A 15,902-nucleotide genomic window follows, 5' to 3' on the forward strand; every position below is an offset into this window, starting at 1 on the left:
GTGATGAAACATGAGATCTTTAATCAAGCATGATGATGCATTCACCGGGCTCGAGGCCGCGATCGTGTTGATCGCGTTCATCGTCGTGGCCGCGGTGTTCTCATACGTGGTGCTCGGCGCCGGCTTCTTCACGACCCAGAAGAGTCAGGAAGTCGTCCACACAGGTGTACAGCAGGCAAGTTCCAGCATGGAGGTTATCGGTAACGTCTACGGCGTAGCGACGACCGCATCGGAAAACCTGGCGTATGTCCAGTTCACCGTCGGCAACACGGCCGGCGGCACCGCGCTTGACGTCAGCAAGATGGTTGTCTCCTACCTCGATGGAGAGACAAGGTCCGCGGATGTTGAATTCGTGGACGATGAAGATGGCGATACCCTGAAGGAAACGTTGAAATCGGCATCGGCATCCATGGATGGAACTGCTGGCAATATGGGTAAGTGGGGTATCATCGAGAAGGTCAACGCAAACGACAACGATGTCCTTGAACCCGGCGAGCAGTTCGTCATCGGGGTCTCGACGCCGACGACCCTGACGGCAAACACGCCGTTCTCGGTTAACCTGCAGCCCTCCGTGGGTGCGGTCTTCGCACTGCAGAAGACTCTCCCGCCGGCGCTCCACAGGGTGAACATTCTCTACTAATCTCTTTTTTTCTCAGGGTTCCAATACCGGACGACTCGACCCGGCAGCGGCAACCCACGCAGGGTAGATAGACAACGCCCCTCCACTGTACGCGTTGTGATTGTCACGGCATCCGCCGTTGCAAGGAGATTATCTGGGCGGGGTTTTTCTCATTTTATCATGGTTTCCATGCGGGGGGAGGAGTTTAAGCATCGTTAGGCGCAGGGATCACAAAGTCCGGTCGATGAGTCCAGGGAGCCCCCTTCGCACCTGACGGTGTTCGAGTTCCAGGCCGTCCTGTTCGTCGCACTTCGCAGCCTCGCGTCTTTCCTGTGGGGTCGTGAAACCGTTCTTAAATTGCCTTGTGATTGAAGATCTGGATAGTAAGGCATTCCGGAGTGTTGGGCGTTCCCCGCCCGTTCGCTGATATGACTTCCATCGGGAATCGGCGAGCGGGGACGGCTGGCGGTTGGCCGGGGGTTTCAAAAAATTCAAAGAATTTCGAGATGCGAATGTAGTGAGCGTGAGCACAAAAGGCGCGAGGACGCGATCGGGGGGCGCACCCTGCGGAACGGCGGGTGCATGAGCACCGCACCTCGCGGTGGGGTGCCCCCTCTCCCCCGAGGGCACATCATCTACCGTTTCTGTCGATAACCATTATTTTGCGTCGTGAGGAGTCAGGGTGAGCTTGGACGATCCCCCTTCGCGTTTTCGCGATTTCAGGCAAAAAAGAATGCGTTAGAGATTTTCCAGCCCTGAAACTCCGATACAGTTCTGGTAGAGCGTCTCGACGAGGGGTATCCAGAGCGGATAGCCGTTGAACTTCGCCACGGAGTAGAAAAAGACCATCATCAACTGCCACGCGAACGGCACGGCGACGAGGAGGAGCAGGACTGCTGCAATCCAGGTGTCCGGGATGCCGAACCGTTTCCTTGCCACGATGAGGATGAGGGTCACGGCAAGCAGTACGAATGTGATCTGCGTGAAGAACATTGTGTAACCGGCATACAGGCCGTCGTAGGGCTGGATAAGCATCATGGCGACAAGCAGCGCCGGAGCGGAGACAGCAACGACGGCGATCTGCCACAACGTCCTCCGCTTCGGGTCAATAGTCCCGTTCAGGCGCGATATGGCGTAGACCCCGAGCAGCCCTGCGGGAAGGTAGAAGGGAGCGAGGTAGCGGATGTCCGGGACGATGCCGTGGCTGGCGTTCAGCCCCGGAAGGCTCCGGGCATAGGCGACCCAGACGGCGCAGGCTATGGCGACGAGGAAGGCCGCCACCGCGAGATGTGGTGGGCGCTCGCCCCTCCGGCAGTCCAGGTAGAGCACCGGGAGCAGGACGAGCGCAAGGACAATCAGCGGCGAGACCGCGACGAGGCTCATGTTCCCGGATGCTGGGGCAAAGAGGATGCCGAAGATATCGCCGGGCAGGGTTGAGAACGATGGGGAGAAGTGGTTCGCAAGAACCGAGAGGAACCCTGATAAACCTCCCGACGGCGCCGGCACCGACTGGACGACACCGTTTACCGCCTCGCCCGCACCGATGATCTCCTCTCCTGAGGCACCGGCGAGGAGCCGCTTCTCGTAGACGTAGAATGCGGGCACCAGGGGATTCCCGGTCACGAGGGCGTTGTTTACGAGGAGCGGGAGGGCCCCCGCGAGCGTGGCAAGGGGTGCGCAGAGCACCCTTATCGCTTCTATCAGGGGCTGCTCCAGGAGGCCGCGGGAGATCTGGAGCCCGATGTAGTAGAGCGCGGCAACGACGAAGACCGTAAACCCGACCTCCGGCCTCGCCCACGCGAGCAGCCCGATGAACGCAAACCCGAGGGCGGCATCTCTGAGGCCTCCGTACCGGATGTGGCGCACCAGAAAGAGGATGACCGCCGCGGTCATTGCTATCAGCAGTATATGGTCCTTTGCGTTCGATGCCCAGAAGACATAGGATGAACAGGAGATGCAGGCGATCGTCCCGAAGATTGAGAACCAGGTATCCTCGAAGAGGATCCTGCAGGTGAGGTGGATCATCACCGCAAGCGCGGCAAAAAGAAGGTGATTGGTGAAGATCACCGCTGCGGTCTCCACGGGTGCATCCGGGGCTGTGAGCGGCCACGGGTAGTAGAGGGCAAGGTTTGCGAGCAGTCCTAAGAATGCCGCGCCGATGATAAGCCAGGTCCACCGGACCCCGCGCCACCGGGCGTACTCCGGCCGATAGGCGTCGACCAGCACTGCCATCGCGACCGGGAGTATCGACCAGAGGAATATGATGACCAGCCTGAACTGGTCGCCGAAGAGCCCGAAGAGCCAGAGGGCGGGAAGCGAGAGGACGGGGAGCATCATCGTATAGCCGAGGAGGTTATGGCGTGCCTGGAAGTAGGGCCCCGGCGTCCCATTCAGGAATGTGCCGTACTTCCCCTCGTTCACGATGATCTGGTGTCCCTCACCAAGTTGGTGAAGCTGGTTGACTGTGATCCACTCGTCGTTCAAGAAGAGCGCCGGATTCGAGAACGTCATGGTGAAGAAGAGCGCGAAGAGGAAGATGAGCACCGGTATGAGGTTCCTGTTCAAAAAACAGGATATCTGACCCTGCTCTGGAGGACTCTGATTGTTGCTCTCCTGATCTTGCTGAACCTTCTTTGTTGACTTTTGTCGTTGCGAACTCATTATAACCGCCCGGATAACGTGTACGAGGAGTAAATCTACTGTTCAGTATTTTAGGATCCGCTAATTTTAATATCTTCTCAAATACTTCCTTTTACAAATGCGGAATGTATATATTGTATATTGGGTTGCAGTCCGGGGCGGCATCCATCTCCCCCAAAGAACGCTGGAACCCTGGACTCGATGCCGATAGGCGGCGTCCGAAGCGCGAGAGACTCCTGGTTTAATGCCAGGCTACATCCTTTCACCACATCAGCATCAGTTTTGATGCACCCAATTGAAGTGAATACTTTCTGCTAGCCGGGGATGCATGCGTTGCTTTCGCAAGTGGTACGGTTGCACCGACCCCGGGGAGACCGGCAGCGAATAGTGCGCCCCGGCACATGCCCGGGAGATGCAGTTGGGCCCGAACCGGGGAGGCTAACTCTGGCTTCAACAAACAATGGTCAATAAGGGCCCCGCCCGCTCTCCTGCCGGATACCTTTGAGTGGTGCGTGGCCGGGCCCCGGGCCATATTCGAGCGTTCATGAGTTTTTAAACCCAACAGGCTGCACAGAACAAACGGAAGCTGCCAAGACGCCAGGAAAAACATTATCCACATAAGAAAACTTTATAGTCAATGACATAGATATAATCTGATATTATGGTGGGGGTAGATCAGGCTCAGATTGATAAAATACTCTCCGGCGCATCCTCAGAGGACCCGGAGGCCCGTCTCGATACACTTGAGAGGGAGCTGGACTTTGTCAAGACCTCGATCAAGCGGCTGCTCATAGATCTCAGAGAGCGGATGAACGAACTGGACAATCCGTTCACGAGCGCCGCCGCATCCTACTCGGCAAACCGGTTCGAGCCGCCGGATGTTGCCGGGGATGCCGCGGATGAGGATTCGGTACCGGACGATACAGCCGATATAGTTGGTCCGGAGATTGGTGCAGGAGAGGAAGTCGCCGGCCTCGTCGACGGCCTCTTCCCGGCCGACCTCGGAACGGCTTTCCCCCCTGCGGGCGGCGCGATCGCTTTAGCGCAGGAGAAACCCGCGGGAAAACTCAAACTCCAGATGGTCCACCGGCTTTTTGCGTGGGTGAACCAGGGGTGCGGCAAGTATGGGCACGAGCGCATGATAATCATGATCGATGCCTACCGATCGATGGGCTATATCAACGAGGACGTCTCCGAGCAGATCCGGGAGATCATGCGGATGGTTCCCGAGACCCGCAGAGACGTCGCGGAGATCGGCCCAAACGAGTTTGTCTCAGAACTCTATGTCTTAAACCGGATCCTGGATCCCGACGATGCAACGCTTGATAGGGACATGATCGAAGTGATGATGCTTGCTCACCGCCGCCCGGGAGAGCAAGGCGTCGGGGCACCTTCGCGGGAACGGGATGCCGGTGACACCTGGATCGAGTTGCTGGACAGGATATGATGGATGTCGAGTGAAACCTTCACCACAGCGATGTTCCTCATCGCTGCCATCATCTCGGCCGGGGTGCTTGTTAACGCAACGTTTCCGGTAATCTACACTCTCTCCAGCACGATATCGTCGTCGTCCCATAACGTAGACGAGCGGCTGAGCACAGACGTGAAGATCATCACGACGTATGCCAGCGATGGGGGCAACAATGCCAGCATATGGATAAAAAACATTGGTACCGGCCGGATCGCCGATGCCGACATCCGGCAGGCCGATGTCTTCCTCGGGCCCCTGAACAACTTTGTCAGGCTCGACCTGATATCAGGCCCGCCGCAATCGGAGAACCAGTGGAGTTACACGATCATCAAGGACACCAACAACTACTGGGACCCCGGCGAGACACTCCATATCAGCGCAAAGACCGAGATCCCGGCGAAAAAGGGGGTCGTCTACTTCCAGTTTGTCCTCCCCACAGGGCTCTCCCGGTCGACTACGTTCACCGCGAGTGATTAACCATGGGCGCAGGGTCTCTCGTCGCGTCTGCCATCGGCATCCTCCTCCTGGTTTTCACGGCCTACGTCCTGATCGGCGGCACCCTTGCCACCACGGAGGTGATGGTCGAGGCGCAGGGCAACCTCATTGTGCACCAGGAAGCCCGTATGCGAACCGCAATCGAGATCCAGAACATGACAATCGACGACCGGACCCTCTATGTCGAGGTGAAGAACACCGGTAGCGAGCCGATCGTCGATATCCCGGCTACCGACGTCTTCCTTCTGAACGAGGGAGTCCCGGCCCATATCCCCTATGGCATCGCCGGGTGGGACTGGGAGAACATAGACCCTGACGACATCCATCCGGGCGAACTCGACCCCGGTGAAACCCTCAATATCTCGGTTGAATTCGGGGAAACCCGTCCCGGGTGGGTCCAGATCGTCACCCCGAACGGGGTCACCAGTTCAGCATACATAAACTCAGGTGAATGACAATGAACACGAGCGAAGACGCAGATAGTGGTATCCTCGAGAAGCCCGACATTCTCTCGACCGGGAACACCGAGCTCGACAAGAAGATTGCCGACGGCCTCCCGCTTTCGTCGCTCACCCTCATCGAGGGCGAGAACGACACCGGCAAGAGCGTGCTCACCCAGCAGATCATCTGGGGAGCCTTAAAGCAGGGGTTCAACGTCGACCTCTTCTCGACCGAGAACACGAGCAAGAGTTTCCTCTCCCAGATGGAGTCGATGAGCCTTGATATCTCCGACTACTTTGCCTGGGGCTACCTCCGTGTCTTTCCCATGCACGTCGTCGGGTTCGAGTGGACGAAGGACAAGATGCAGGGAACACTTGAGCGGATGATTCACTACATGGAGCAGAGCAAAGCGCAGGTGATCGTCATCGACTCGCTCACCCTCTTCACCGAGTACGCCAAGCAGGACACGGTCCTCACCTTCTTCACCAACTGCAAGAACCTCGTCGATCACGGCAAGACCATCCTGATCACCCTGCACACCTACGCCTTCGTCGAGGACTCCCTTGTCCGGATCCGCTCGATCTGCGACGCTCACCTCTTCATGAAGAAGGCGCTCGTCGGGGGCAAGTATGTCATGATGCTCGAGGTCGTCAAGGTCCGCGGCGCGCGAAAGACCACAGGAAACATCATCAGCTTCGAGGTCCACCCCGGGTACGGCATCAAGATCATCCCTGTCTCGGTTGCGAAGGTGTAAGAGATGGGATCGGCGCTGGAAGCAACGGTAACCCTCCCCTTCGAGCCCGAGTTCATCGATGAAGGGAACGACTGCTACAACAACGTGGAGTCCTGCGCGCTCTACCGGATGCTCCCGGCAAACGCCCGGGACTACGTCAAGGCGAGTCCTCACCTTCTTGAGTATCTCCATATCCTGCCGGTCAACACCGTCGGGATCCCGCTCTTCCTCTCGGAACTGAAGCGGGATTTAAAATCGATGGAGAACCCGAACATCATCTACCCGGTGAACGAGACAACGTTCATCCACATCTTCCCGGACCCGGACGATGTCCGGAACTGGTACATCCCGATCGAACCGGCGTTCCTCCACTCCGTAAAAGAGATCCTCCCGGTGATCGAAGCGAAGTTGATCGACATGATCGACGCCCTCGAGGAGGAGCCCGTGACCGAGAAGGCACGTATCGAGGTGCTCAAAAACTTCATCCGGCAGCTCGTGTATGTCCAGCAGCCGGGTGAGGTGATCGATGAGTCCCTGCTGGCCGGTGGGACGGCAAAAGACTGGAAAAACCGGATCAAAACTTTCCTCACCTCCGATATCGGTGCGCCGGCAAAACCGAAGACCTCTGGCCGCCCCGAACTTGCAGATGGGCGGCTCATCCTCTCGCAACAGGAGTACAAGGCGCTTGAGTATATGTTGGTCCGCGACAAGATCGAGATGGGGACCCTCAAACCGTTTCTCTCCGACAGGTATATCGAAGATATCACCTGCGACGGCGTCGGGCCGATCTTCATCGAGCATAAGATCTTTAAGGGTTTAAAATCGGTTGTCGGATTCCGTGACTCAGCGGAACTCGATGCCTTCGTCATCAAACTTGCCGAGCGGATCAAACGGCCGTTGACCTACCGGAGCCCCATCGTGGACGCGACCCTCCCCGACGGCTCGCGTATCAACATCGTTTACGGGACCGAGATCAGCAAGCACGGGAGCAACTTCACCATCCGTAAGGTAAACGAGGTCCCCCTGAGCATCCTGCAGATCATCGAGAGCGGGGCATGCAACTACATGATGGCCGCCTACCTCTGGATCTGCCTTGAGTACGGCATGTCGATATTCGTCTCCGGCGAGACCGCGAGCGGCAAGACGACGACCTTAAACGCCCTCACGACCTTCCTCCCGCCCGAGAACAAGATCGTCACCATCGAGGATACCCCGGAACTGACGGTCCCCCACAGGAACTGGACCCGCGAGGTCGCGAAAGCCAAGGGGAAGGGCGAAGGCGAAGGAGCCGAAGTCACCATGTTCGACCTCCTGAAATCCGCCCTCCGTCAGCGTCCGAACCGGATCCTGGTCGGTGAGATTCGTGGTGTGGAAGGCTCCGTCGCCTTCTCCGCAATGCAGACCGGCCACCCTGTCATGAGCACTTTCCACGCTGCGTCGGTCGAGAAACTGATCCAGCGTCTCTGTGGTGACCCGATCAATATCCCCAAGACCTACGTCGACAACTTAAACCTGGTCATCATCCAGAGCGCCGTAAAACTCCCCCAGGGAGAGACCGTCCGGCGGATGCTCAGCGTCAACGAGCTCGTGGGCTATGACCCCGAGACCCAGGGATTCTCCTTCATGGCGACATTCATCTGGGACCCGGCGACCGACACCTTCACCTTCACCGGGAAAGGGAGCAGTTACCTCCTTGAGAACAAGATCGCAACGATGCTCGGTATCCCTGAACACCGGCGGCCCGAAATCTATGACGAGGTCGAGAAACGGGCCAAAATCCTCGAACGGCTTCATAAGGCAGGGTACACCCAGTTCTGGGACCTCTTCCACATGACCACGAAGATCAAGAAGCAAGGGTTGCTCAATATCGAGGTGTGACGGTGTTTGAGGATGTTACCGAACGGTTGCGGTCGGCGAACCAGGGGAAGATGCCGTTTGAGGAGCAGGTCGAGGCTCTCTACGATCTCCGGTCTTACATCCTCGAGAACAAGAAGATGGAGCAGGACCTGCTCTTTATGTACACCTACATGGCCGCGATCACCACGGCATCCGTAACCCGGCCTGAGATCTTCCAGTTCACTTCAGAACGGTTCGAGTACATCCCCTCGCGCTACATCGCAAAGGTGCAGCGTCTGGTCGGCGGATGGGGCCATAGTTATGCCAGTGGCCTCCGGGCAATCGCTGAGAGGTGTCGGAACGGCACCCTCCAGAGCATGCTCAACCGCTACGCAAACGCTATCGACTCCGGTGTCCCTGATGATGACTTCATCGGCACGGAACTCTCGAGTATCAGGAGTATCTACCGGAACACGTTCGAACAGGGGATCGAGCTCCTGAAGAAGTGGGGCGACGCCTACATCGCAATGCTTCTCTCGGCCGCACTCGTTGCCATCATCCTCATGATATCGGTGGCCATTTACGCTCCCGAAGGGATAGAAGCGACACTGAACACTTCCTACTTCATCATCCTCGTGATATCGGTCTTCGGCCTCGTGATCATGTACCGCGCCGTTCCCGACGACCCACGCACGCACGGGCTCGCCGATATCTGCTCAAAGGAGCAGGGTATCATCAGGAGGCTTGAACGCCTGGTCGTCCCGATCGTCGCCGCAATCACGCTTGTGCTCATCCTCCTTGGTGTCAACGCCGGTATCATCTTCCTGCTTGCCGGCCTGCTCCTGATGCCCCTCGGGATCATCGGCTACATCGACGACGCGAACGTTGTCAACCGCGACAACGATTTCGCAACATTCATCCGGAGTCTCGGGTCGGTGATGGGTGGCAAGGGCATCACCACCGGCGACGCGCTTCAGGAGGTGGACCGAAAGTCGCTCCCCTATCTCGAGCCGTTCATCAACTCGGTCTCATCGAAACTGAACCTCGGGCTCGATGAGGCCGGGAGCTGGAAGAAGTTCATCGGCGAGACCGGCAGTTACCTGATCTACAAGTACATGAACATCTTCCGCGACGCAGTGACCCTCGGCGGGTCTCCTGATGCGATCGGGAAGATCGTCGGTTCGTCGATGCTTGAGCAGGTGCTGCTCAGAAGAAAGCGCGACATGATGGTGAAGGGGTTCGTCGTCCTGCTGGTGCCGATGCACGCGGCTATGATCGGGATATTTGTCTTCCTCTTTGAGATCCTTCTCGCCATGTCCTATGCGGTGAAGGAAGTGATGGATCACTTTGCAGAGACTTCGGCAGCGCTCACGGGAGGTTCATCCACGATCGGCGGTTCTTCGATAGGTTCCTTAAACATCTTCGTAAACTTCCCGGAAGACACGATGCGGACCTACGTGGTAACGATCCTCTTAATGCTGACCGTTGCAAACATGCTTGCAGGAAAGATTGTCATGGGCGGTGACCGGTACCTGTACTACTTCTTTGCAAGCCTGCTCTGTGTCGCCACCGGGTTCATCTACATCGTTGCACCGATCGTCGTGAACGCATTCTTCACCATTCCAGCATTTGTGGGGGTGTAATATGAGAGAAAACATACGTCGTCCGCTCCTGTTCCTGATCACTGTCGGTACAGGCTCCCTGATCATCATCGTCGATGCCTCCATCGAGGTTATCGTCGCAGGCACCGTACTCGCGGGATTTCTCGCGCTCGTCGTCACCGGGGCGCTCAATCTTGCTGAACTAAGACCATCCAGACTGCGCTCCGCGCTGCGGGAGGGAAGGAAGGAAAAAGCATCAGTTGAGGTATCTGAAACGAAAAAACCTGATGCAACGGCACAAAAACCATCCCTCGTTCAGAAACTCGCAGCCACCGAGATCAATCTGCCCGGCATGCTTGGCACCTTCGTAGCATCGATTCGGGAGACGATCACGCATGCCCGCGCTCCAGAGGGCGAAAAGCAAAGGCGGATCGCAAAGGTCGATGCCATGCTCGATCAGGCTGTCGATGGCACGGTCCCCGAACAGGCCGCAAAGGATACCGGGGGTACGGTCGATCCCCTCGCCTCGCTTGCGGATCTCGATTTCGACTCTCTGGAGGACCTCGACCTCGACGGCGAATCATCCGGCCCCGGGATGGCGTTTGAGTCCGATGGACTTTCCCTCCTCTCCGGGGAAGAGGCAGACGCGGTATCGGAGATCCTCAAGACGCACCAGGACGACCTTGATGACCTCAACCTGACGGCCGGCATCGACTTCTCTGGAGACGCGGGCGATGATTCCCGCCACGATGGCCCGCCCGCGACGCTTCCGTCGATAGCCGCTGACGCTCCCGGGCTGCCCGAAGGCGAAAAACCGGATATGAGTCTGCTGCTCGATGAGGACCTCTCCGCACTCGATGGTCTGGATCTCGATGAGATCCAGATCGAGGGCGAGGAGCATGAGGAGGCCGATGCAAAAGAGCCTGTTCTCGACGAGACGATCCTTGAGGAGCTGGAGGAGAAGCCGGAGGAAGACTTTGACATGGTCTCCTTCGCGTCCGGCGGCGCTGTTGACGACGACCTGATCGCTGAACTCAAGTCCGAGGTAAAGCAGAAGAAGTTTGTGGAGGACATCAGCCTGGTTCGCGAGTTGAAGGGAGAAAAATACCTTGCAAAAGACCTTGCAGCGGAACTTGAGGATGTCCTCGTGGCGATGAAATCATAATGATAGTCTACGACGGAATAATGCTACAGGGGTGAAGATGAAATCGGTTCCGGTAAAAGTCGAGCATGAAGGCAAATGGGTTCCGACGACGATGGGCATCGGTGAGGATCGTATCCGCATCGATGCTCCTCTTGGTTGCGAGATTCCCTATAAATCCATGGTCGACCTTGAAGAGAAGAAGAACCAGGTGATGATCGCCACCGGTGTGAATGCGGAGAAGATTTACCGGATTGCATCGGTTGAGAAGGTTCTCTCGGTCTTAAAGAAGTTCGTCATCACACAATGCAGCGCCTACCGGTTAAACGCTTTCTTCATGTCGCCTGCAATCCGCGGGGGGGTGCTCGTTCAGGATGCCCGGTGGGATAAAGGAGTCATTGCCGTCATGAAGACCGGCATCTGGTTCGTCAGCCAGGATACCCAGGTCTGCATCCCTCTTGATGATGTGGCCGACATCGAACTCACATCCCGGGAGATCCAGGAGAAGAACCTTGATGTCGTGAAGATCGACCACCTCGTCGAGAACGAGGTCGTGACGAGTTTTGTTCTCTGCCCGTTGACGACACTCCAGGTCCTCTACAACTTCCTCAAAGAGGCGACGCATGACTATGAGGTCAATGAGGAGATCGATCCCCTGACCGGGCAGGTGGCCATGCTGGTCTACAGCGGAATGGATTCGGGTGCAATCGAGAACATGCTTCAACTCTCTCACAAAGACCTCGACGCCGTCTATGAACAACTCCTCAGCAAGGGCTTTGCCGAGGTACTCTACGTCAGAAAAGAGGTGCAGTTGACGGCGAAAGGGGTCAGATACATCTCTAATGCAATGAAATCCTCAACGGGTTAATGAAACTACTTATTCAGAATAATAAAAACTATATACCCTTTTCTCCAAATAATCAATGAGTGGTGTTCGATGGGGAAAATCCTGATCGTCGATGATACAATGTTTATGAGAACACTGTTGAAGAATATCCTCTTCTCCGGCGGGCACGACATCGTTGGTGAGGCGGCGGACGGAACGGAGGCTCTTGCCAAATACCAGGAATTGAAGCCCGACCTCGTCACGATGGACGTCGTCATGCCGAAGATGAATGGGATCGAGGCGCTCAAGGCCATCAAGGCTGCCGACCCGTCTGCAAAGGTCATTATGTGCACGGCAGTCGGCCAGGAACAGATGGTCAAACTTGCCGTCAAGAGCGGGGCGAGAGGTTACATCGTCAAACCGTTCCAGGCTCCAAAGGTTCTTGAAGAAGTCAAAAACGTCCTCAGTGCGTGACCATGATACGGGTTCTGATCGTCGACGACTCACTCTTTATCCGGACCATCCTACGGGATATGCTCAAAGGCAGTCCGGACATCGAGATTGTCGGGACGGCAGTCAACGGCATCGATGCCCTTGCAAAGATATCGGATCTAAGACCCGACGTCATTACCCTCGACATCGAGATGCCCAGGATGGGCGGTCTCGCGGTACTCGAAGCGCTCAAAGAGAGAAGTTCCCGGCCGAAGGTGATCGTCCTGAGCACGCTGACGTCCCGGCAGGCCGACATGACCCACCGTGCGCTCCGTCTTGGAGCAGACGACTTTATGCTCAAGCCGAGGGATGTCCCGAACGTCAGAGGGATTGAGAGAGAACTCGTCCAGAAGATCCGAAATCTGTTCTCACTTCCTGAATTCGTGAAATCTCCGGTGCCCCGGAGGAAAGAGGCCGATACGGTTGTGCTGATAGGTTCGTCGGCAGGAGGGCCCCCGATGCTCGATACGCTTCTCTCCGCACTCCCGGCAGACCTGCCGGCAGCGGTCGTCGTCACCCAGCACATGCCCGAGGGGTTCACCGCATCGCTTGCCGAGCGCCTGAACCGCGTCTCGCCCCTGCCGGTGAAGGAGACCGCCAACGGAGACACCCTGCAGAAAGGGGTGGTCCTGGTATCAAAAGCCGGGCACCACACCGTGATCTCGGGGGAATATGCAGGTGTCGGGAGAAACTACGGACGGATTGTCCATTCGACGGCCCCCCCTCTCCATGCGGTCCGGCCTGCCGTCGACAAGACCTTCACCTCCGCAGCGCACGTCTTCGGTCCGCGTACCGTCTCGGTGATCCTCTCGGGGATGGGAAGCGACGGTGGCGAGGGAACACTCGCAGTGAAGGCTGCAGGTGGCACCACGATGGTCTGCGCCGAAGAGGATTGTCTCGTATACGGGATGGCGCGGTCTGCCCTTGCCAGGGACTGTGTCGATAAGGTGGTTCCACTCAGGGGCTTAGCACACGAGATCGCGAGAGCTGTCAGTCGGTTTGAGGTCAACCATGTTTGACGAAGAGGTATACCGGAAGTTGTTCGTTGAGGAGTCGCGGGAGAACCACGAGAACATCGTGAATAATCTTCTTGCTCTAGAGAGCGGAGAAGATCAGCAGACTGCCATTGATGAGATCTTCCGGTCTGCGCATACGCTTAAGGGAATGTCCGCATCGATGGGCTTTGATGCAATGGAGCACCTCTGCCACTCAATGGAAGACATCTTCTCGCTCATCCGCAATGGCCAGCAGGAGGTGAATGCATCTCTCACTGACCTTCTGCTGACCTGCACCGATACGATTGAGGGAATGCTGGACGCTATCGAAGCGGGAGGAACACCGTCGGATGCGCAGTCCGCGAACCTGGTGCAGGAACTCCGGGCATTTATAGAAGATAGCCCGGATGAACAGGAAGTGCCCGGAGAGGAGGTGCCTGTGAAACCGGCAGAAGAGTCCGATGGACGTCCGGCCTACACATTGTCAATCGCTGTCGACCCGTCCTGCACCATGAAGGATGTCCGGGCCATGCTGCTTCTGCAGAACCTCGAAGAGCTCGGGACGATCCTCTCGACAACCCCCTCCCGTGAACTCGTTGAGGACGGGAAGTTCGACGGATCGTTTGAGGTCCTCATCGAGAGCGAAGCAGGAGAGGATGCGCTCAGGACCGTCGCTTCAGGCACTGAGATCTCTCTTCTTGGTCTCTCTCCTCTGTCTTCAACGACGGCAGGGGCGAAAACCCCAACGCCCGGGCCGACTCCGGTATGCCAGGGGGACTCTCCGGTAGAACCCCGGGCAGAACTGCCGTCACCGCAGGTGCAAAGGCCAGTGAAGAGTGAGAAGAGCCGGGAGATCAAGAATATCCGGGTTGACATCCAGCGACTCGACCGGATGATGAATCTGGTCGAGGACCTGGTCATCAACCGTGGACGGCTTGAGCAGATCGCAAATAAGCACGGCATCAAGGAGTTCGACGAGGCGCTGAACATGGTCGGCCGTTCGGTCTCCGATCTCCAGAACCTCATGATGGGGATCCGGATGATGCCGCTCGAACGCATCTTCAATCGCCTTCCCCGGGTCGTGCGGGATGTGGCGAACCACGACGGAAAGGAGGTCGAGTTTGTCATCGAGGGTGGTGAGACCGAACTTGACCGGAGCATGATGGACGGTCTCTCCGACCCGCTCCTGCACATCATCCGAAACGCTGTGAACCACGGTATAGAGACACCTGATGTCCGCGAAGCCGGTGGAAAACCGCCGAAAGGGCTGCTGCGACTGACGGCACGCAGGGATAAGGATAACGTCATCATCGAGATTGAAGACGATGGTGCCGGCATCAACCCCGAAAAACTCCGGAAGAAGGCCGTTGAGAGGGATCTCATGACGCCGGAGGCAGCCGCGACCGCAACCAAAGAAGAACTCGTCAACCTGCTCTTCGAGCCGGGGTTCAGCACGGCTGAGACCATCACCGACATCAGCGGCAGGGGTGTTGGGCTTGATGTGGTCAAAAAGACGATTGAATCCCTCAAAGGAACGATCAAAGTCGAGTCCGAGATGGGCAGGGGGACGAAATTCGAACTGGTCCTCCCCCCGACGATGGCAATCATCGATGTCATGATGGTGCAGATCAACGGGATGCGGTGCGCTATTCCCATTAGCAACGTCGTCGAGGTGGCGCAGACGAGGCCGGAGGCAGTTCACCGGATCGGCAACAGTGAGGCGATCCTGCTTCGTGACCAGATCCTTCCCATGCACCGCCTGGAGGATATGTTCGGCCAGGCGCAGAAGAGCGATACGCTGGTTGTGCTGCAGAATAACGGTAAAAAATGCTGTATCGTCGTTGACACCGTGGACGGCCAGCAGGAGGTTGTGGTCAAACCGCTCTCCCGGCTTGCCGGCAACTGCCGCGGGATAAGCGGGATTACCATCCCCGGAGATGGCGACGTTGTTCCGGTACTCGACGTAAACACAATGGTTTAAGTGAGGTTTTTCATGGAACTTGATCCGATTCAGAAAGATGCACTTGCAGAATTCGGTAACATTGGTGCAGCCCATGCGGCGACAACCCTTTCGCAGATGTTGATGAGCCCTATCGAGATGACGGTGCCGGAGGTGCAGGCCGTTGATATCGCCGAGATGCATAATTGCATCAGTAACGAGATCTCGGCAATGGTCGTCTTCCAGATCCAGGGAGAGGTCATGGACGGGGGTTATATCGTCGTCAGCATGCCCCGGGAAACCATCATTCAATTGACGAACCAGATGCTCGGCACCACCGATGCCGACCGCGAGATCAACGAGATGGACCAGAGTGCCGCAATCGAGATCGGGAATATCATGATATCGGCATTCCTGGATGCGACCGCTGAGTTGCTCGGTATCGTTATGCTGCCGTCCCCGCCGGCACTGGCCATCGATATGGGGCATGCGGCGTTTGAGTCCATTGTTGCACAGATGGCCGGCGATGTGAACGATGTTCTGATCTTCAACACGGAACTCACAAGTAAGGCGCCTCCCGTCTACGGGAGCATCTACATGCTTCCGAACCCCGACCTCATGCAACAGTTATCCTCCATGCTGGAGCGCCTGATGGAGCCGCTCACGTAGTCAA

Annotated in this window: 14 protein-coding genes; 13 read left to right on the plus strand and 1 reads right to left on the minus strand. The window is 57.1% G+C overall.

The genetic code is table 11. The annotated features are described in order from the left end of the window. Positions 1–10: 10 nt before the first annotated feature. Positions 11–640, plus strand: a complete 630-nt coding sequence (locus tag QZ650_RS05315) for an archaellin/type IV pilin N-terminal domain-containing protein (RefSeq protein WP_292520701.1) — start codon at positions 11–13, stop codon at positions 638–640. A gap of 717 nt (positions 641–1,357) precedes the next feature. Here QZ650_RS05315 and QZ650_RS05320 read toward each other — a convergent pair. Further along, on the minus strand, positions 1,358–3,184 hold the full coding sequence (locus tag QZ650_RS05320; protein ID WP_292520699.1) for a hypothetical protein: 1,827 nt from the start codon (positions 3,182–3,184) through the stop codon (positions 1,358–1,360). 736 nt (positions 3,185–3,920) lie between these two features. On the opposite strand from QZ650_RS05320, the gene QZ650_RS05325 reads away from it, so the two are divergent. The 12 genes from QZ650_RS05325 (at position 3,921) to QZ650_RS05380 (ending at position 15,898) form a co-directional block, all read left to right on the plus strand. Beyond that, positions 3,921–4,706 (plus strand): hypothetical protein, encoded by a 786-nt coding sequence (locus QZ650_RS05325; RefSeq protein ID WP_292520697.1) that lies wholly within the window; start codon positions 3,921–3,923, stop codon positions 4,704–4,706. Positions 4,707–4,709: 3 nt separating this feature from the next. Beyond that, a complete protein-coding gene (locus tag QZ650_RS05330; RefSeq protein ID WP_292520695.1) occupies positions 4,710–5,207 on the plus strand; it encodes a flagellin in 498 nt (165 codons plus the stop codon). Positions 5,208–5,209: 2 nt separating this feature from the next. Further along, complete coding sequence (locus QZ650_RS05335; protein WP_292520693.1) at positions 5,210–5,680, plus strand: flagellar protein FlaF; 471 nt, start codon at positions 5,210–5,212, stop codon at positions 5,678–5,680. Positions 5,681–5,682: 2 nt separating this feature from the next. Beyond that, complete coding sequence (locus QZ650_RS05340; RefSeq protein WP_292520691.1) at positions 5,683–6,420, plus strand: ATPase domain-containing protein; 738 nt, start codon at positions 5,683–5,685, stop codon at positions 6,418–6,420. A 3-nt stretch (positions 6,421–6,423) separates the two neighbouring features. Beyond that, complete coding sequence (locus QZ650_RS05345; RefSeq protein ID WP_292520689.1) at positions 6,424–8,277, plus strand: type II/IV secretion system ATPase subunit; 1,854 nt, start codon at positions 6,424–6,426, stop codon at positions 8,275–8,277. A 2-nt stretch (positions 8,278–8,279) separates the two neighbouring features. After that, positions 8,280–9,878: an archaellar assembly protein FlaJ gene (gene flaJ / locus QZ650_RS05350; protein ID WP_292520687.1), complete on the plus strand. Its 1,599-nt coding sequence runs from the start codon at positions 8,280–8,282 to the stop codon at positions 9,876–9,878. 1 nt (position 9,879) lies between these two features. Further along, the gene (locus tag QZ650_RS05355) at positions 9,880–11,001 is read left to right on the plus strand and encodes a hypothetical protein (protein WP_292520685.1); all 1,122 of its coding nucleotides are present in this window, start codon (positions 9,880–9,882) and stop codon (positions 10,999–11,001) included. 37 nt (positions 11,002–11,038) lie between these two features. After that, a complete protein-coding gene (locus tag QZ650_RS05360) occupies positions 11,039–11,845 on the plus strand; it encodes a CheF family chemotaxis protein (RefSeq protein ID WP_292520683.1) in 807 nt (268 codons plus the stop codon). A 69-nt stretch (positions 11,846–11,914) separates the two neighbouring features. Continuing rightward, positions 11,915–12,277 (plus strand): response regulator, encoded by a 363-nt coding sequence (locus tag QZ650_RS05365; protein WP_292520681.1) that lies wholly within the window; start codon positions 11,915–11,917, stop codon positions 12,275–12,277. A 2-nt stretch (positions 12,278–12,279) separates the two neighbouring features. After that, positions 12,280–13,314, plus strand: a complete 1,035-nt coding sequence (cheB, locus tag QZ650_RS05370) for a chemotaxis-specific protein-glutamate methyltransferase CheB (RefSeq protein ID WP_292520844.1) — start codon at positions 12,280–12,282, stop codon at positions 13,312–13,314. Beyond that, positions 13,307–15,271: a chemotaxis protein CheA gene (locus tag QZ650_RS05375; RefSeq protein ID WP_292520679.1), complete on the plus strand. Its 1,965-nt coding sequence runs from the start codon at positions 13,307–13,309 to the stop codon at positions 15,269–15,271. The genes cheB and QZ650_RS05375 overlap by 8 nt, the downstream gene beginning before the upstream one ends. Positions 15,272–15,283: 12 nt before the next feature. Continuing rightward, entirely contained in the window at positions 15,284–15,898 is a 615-nt protein-coding gene (locus tag QZ650_RS05380) for a chemotaxis protein CheC (RefSeq protein WP_292520678.1), read from the plus strand. The last annotated feature ends 4 nt before the right edge of the window (positions 15,899–15,902 follow it).

The sequence above is a fragment of the Methanoculleus sp. genome (genome assembly GCF_020696975.1).
In the GTDB taxonomy this organism is placed as follows: Archaea; Halobacteriota; Methanomicrobia; order Methanomicrobiales; family Methanoculleaceae; genus Methanoculleus.

Bases quoted from the DNA above. Each gene is read 5' to 3' on its own strand.
- QZ650_RS05365 (WP_292520681.1), top strand. From the start codon at position 11,915: ATGGGGAAAATCCTGATCGTCGATGATACAATGTTTATGAGAACACTG.
- QZ650_RS05335 (WP_292520693.1), top strand. From the start codon at position 5,210: ATGGGCGCAGGGTCTCTCGTCGCGTCTGCCATCGGCATCCTCCTCCTG.
- QZ650_RS05325 (WP_292520697.1), top strand. From the start codon at position 3,921: ATGGTGGGGGTAGATCAGGCTCAGATTGATAAAATACTCTCCGGCGCA.
- QZ650_RS05315 (WP_292520701.1), top strand. From the start codon at position 11: ATGAGATCTTTAATCAAGCATGATGATGCATTCACCGGGCTCGAGGCC.
- QZ650_RS05340 (WP_292520691.1), top strand. From the start codon at position 5,683: ATGAACACGAGCGAAGACGCAGATAGTGGTATCCTCGAGAAGCCCGAC.
- QZ650_RS05380 (WP_292520678.1), top strand. From the start codon at position 15,284: ATGGAACTTGATCCGATTCAGAAAGATGCACTTGCAGAATTCGGTAAC.
- QZ650_RS05355 (WP_292520685.1), top strand. From the start codon at position 9,880: ATGAGAGAAAACATACGTCGTCCGCTCCTGTTCCTGATCACTGTCGGT.
- QZ650_RS05360 (WP_292520683.1), top strand. From the start codon at position 11,039: ATGAAATCGGTTCCGGTAAAAGTCGAGCATGAAGGCAAATGGGTTCCG.
- cheB (WP_292520844.1), top strand. From the start codon at position 12,280: ATGATACGGGTTCTGATCGTCGACGACTCACTCTTTATCCGGACCATC.
- QZ650_RS05345 (WP_292520689.1), top strand. From the start codon at position 6,424: ATGGGATCGGCGCTGGAAGCAACGGTAACCCTCCCCTTCGAGCCCGAG.
- QZ650_RS05375 (WP_292520679.1), top strand. From the start codon at position 13,307: ATGTTTGACGAAGAGGTATACCGGAAGTTGTTCGTTGAGGAGTCGCGG.
- QZ650_RS05330 (WP_292520695.1), top strand. From the start codon at position 4,710: ATGTCGAGTGAAACCTTCACCACAGCGATGTTCCTCATCGCTGCCATC.